The organism is Phenylobacterium sp. (assembly GCF_030693625.1).
In the GTDB taxonomy this organism is placed as follows: Bacteria; Pseudomonadota; Alphaproteobacteria; order Caulobacterales; family Caulobacteraceae; genus Phenylobacterium; species Phenylobacterium ferrooxidans.
The window spans coordinates 1-2,688 of record NZ_JAUYAF010000057.1; the positions used below are offsets into that span (position 1 = coordinate 1).

Below are 2,688 nucleotides of genomic sequence, written 5' to 3' on the forward strand. Positions count from 1 at the left end.
ATGGCGCGAAGCGACAGACGGGTGGGGCAACCCTTCCTGGGACTCGGAGCTTGATCCTGAATTCCCCACCCCGCTTGCCTTCGGCAAGTCGACCCTCCCCATGAAGGGGAGGGAAAGGCGCGGCGTCGGCGCTTAAGCAACTCGTTCTTCGTGCTACATATGTTCCGATGTCTTCCTACGAATCTCCCGACCTCCCAACCCCCCGGATCAGCGATCTCGCCCGCGCCGATGCGCGTCCGGCCGACTATCTGGAGGGGCTGAACCCCGAGCAGCGGTCGGCGGTGGAGGCCGTCGAGGGGCCGGTGCTGGTGCTGGCGGGCGCCGGAACCGGCAAGACCAAGGTGCTGACCACACGGCTGGCGCACATCCTGGCCACGGGGCGGGCCCGGCCCTGGGAGCTGCTGGCGGTCACCTTCACCAACAAGGCCGCCCGCGAGATGCGCGAGCGGATCGCCGCCATCATCGGCCCGTCCGCCGAGGGCCTGCGCTGGTTGGGCACCTTTCACGCGGTGGCCGCCCAGATCCTGCGCCGGCACGCCGAGCTGGTGGGGCTGAAGTCCAATTACACGATCCTGGACCAGGACGATCAGGAGCGGCTGATCAAGCAGGTGCTGGAAGCCGAGAACATCGACGCCAAGCGCTGGACGCCCAAGACCCTGGCCGGGCTTATCGACCATTGGAAGAATCGCGGCTGGCGGCCCGACCAGTTGCCCACCGCTGAGAATTCCCAGTTCGCCAACGGCAAGGGCCAGGCGCTGTATCGGCTCTACCAGGAGCGCCTGCGGACGCTGAACGCCTGCGATTTCGGCGACCTGCTGCTGCACAACCTGACCATCTTCATGAGCCAGCCCGAGGTGCTCGCCGAGTTCCACCGCCGGTTCCGCTACATCCTGGTGGACGAGTACCAGGACACCAATGTCGCCCAGTACTTGTGGCTGCGCCTGCTGGGCCAGGCGAGCCAGAACGTCTGCTGCGTGGGCGACGACGACCAGTCGATCTATGGCTGGCGCGGCGCCGAGGTGGACAACATCCTGCGCTTCGAACGCGACTTCCCGGGCGCGACCGTGGTGCGCCTGGAGCGCAACTACCGCTCCACCAGCCACATCCTGGCGGCCGCGTCGGGCCTGATCAGCGCCAACAAGGGCCGGCTGGGCAAGACCCTTTGGACCGAGCAGAACGGTGGCGAGAAGGTCATCGTGCGCGGGGTCTGGGACGGCGAGGCCGAGAGCCGGCTGATCGCCGACGAGATCGAGCGCGCGAAGAAGGGCGGCGTCGAGAAGGCGCCGCGCAAGTACCGCGACATGGCCATCCTGGTCCGCGCCTCCTTCCAGATGCGCGCCTTCGAGGAGCGGTTCGTGCTGCTCTCCATCCCCTATACGGTGGTGGGCGGGCCCCGGTTCTTCGAGCGCGCCGAGATCCGCGACGCCCATGCCTATCTGCGGCTGATCCAGTCGCCGGACGACGACTTGGCCTTCGAGCGCATCGTCAACACCCCCAAGCGGGGGATCGGCGACACCACGGTCCAGAAGCTGCTGCAGATCGCCCGCCTGAATGGGGCGCCGGTGATGACGGCGGCCCGCGAGGTGGTGCTGACCGACGAGTTGGCGGCCCGCACTCGCACGGCGCTGTCCAACTTCCTGCGCGACCTCGACCGCTGGCGGTCCCAGGCCGAGACCCTGCACCACGCGCGCCTGACCGAGCAGGTGCTGGAGGAGAGCGGCTACACCGACGCCTTGCGCCTGGACAAGACGCCCACCGCCCAGACCCGGCTGGAGAACCTCAAGGAACTCGTCCAGTCGATGGGCAATTTCGACACGCTCCAGGCCTATCTGGAGCACGTCTCCCTGGTGATGGACATGGACCGCGGGCCCCAGGCCGACGCGGTGCAGATCATGACCCTGCACGCCGCCAAGGGCCTGGAATTTCCCCTGGTCTTCCTGCCCGGCTGGGAGGAAGGCGTCTTCCCTTCTCAGCGCAGCATGGACGAGAGCGGCGAGAAGGGCCTCGAGGAGGAACGCCGCCTGGGCTATGTGGGCATCACCCGGGCCCGCGAGGAGGCCCGCATCTCCTTCGTCGCAAACCGCATGGTCTATGGCCGCTGGACCAGCCAGCTCCCCAGCCGCTTCGTCGATGAACTGCCTCTCGCCAATGTCGAGGCCTCCTCAGAGACCGGCTATTACGGCGGCGGCCCGGGCATGCAGCAGCAGCACGGCAGCACCTGGGATTCCACGCCCGCCTTCGGCTCCGGCTATTCGTCCCCCGGCTGGCAGCGCGCCCAGTCGCGCGGCTACCAGGGCAGCCATCCGGGCCGCCAACAGGTCATCGAGGGCGAGGGCCGGCTGGTGGCCGAGAGCTCCGCGGCCAGCGACTACAAGCGCGGCGACCGCGTCTTCCACCAGAAGTTCGGCTACGGCCAGGTGAAGGGCGTCGACGGCAACAAGCTCACCGTCGCCTTCGACAAGGCCGGCGAGAAGAAGGTCATCGACAGCTTCGTGGAGAAGGGGTGACAGATCGAATCCTTCTCCCCTTGCGGAGAAGGGAACCGAACTAGAGCATTTTTCGATCAGTCTGCATCGTATCCAGCGGCGGCGAAGTAGTTCGCGCATTCCCTTGGTGTGAAGGCGTCGATGATTTGAGCGATGGCTGACCAGAGCTGCTCGAGGGTTCTGGCGGCGGCCTTTCGGAGCA

The 2,688-nt window shown here is 67.0% G+C and carries 1 protein-coding gene and 1 pseudogene; one reads left to right on the forward strand and one right to left on the reverse strand.

Annotated features, from left to right (window positions below; all coding sequences use genetic code 11):
• Nucleotides 1-167: 167 nt before the first annotated feature.
• Complete coding sequence (locus Q8N10_RS11680) at nucleotides 168-2,507, forward strand: UvrD-helicase domain-containing protein (protein WP_305663925.1); 2,340 nt, start codon at nucleotides 168-170, stop codon at nucleotides 2,505-2,507.
• A gap of 56 nt (nucleotides 2,508-2,563) precedes the next feature.
• On the opposite strand, the pseudogene Q8N10_RS11685 reads toward Q8N10_RS11680, so the two are convergent.
• A pseudogene (locus Q8N10_RS11685) lies at nucleotides 2,564-2,688 on the reverse strand (IS630 family transposase); the annotation flags it as partial.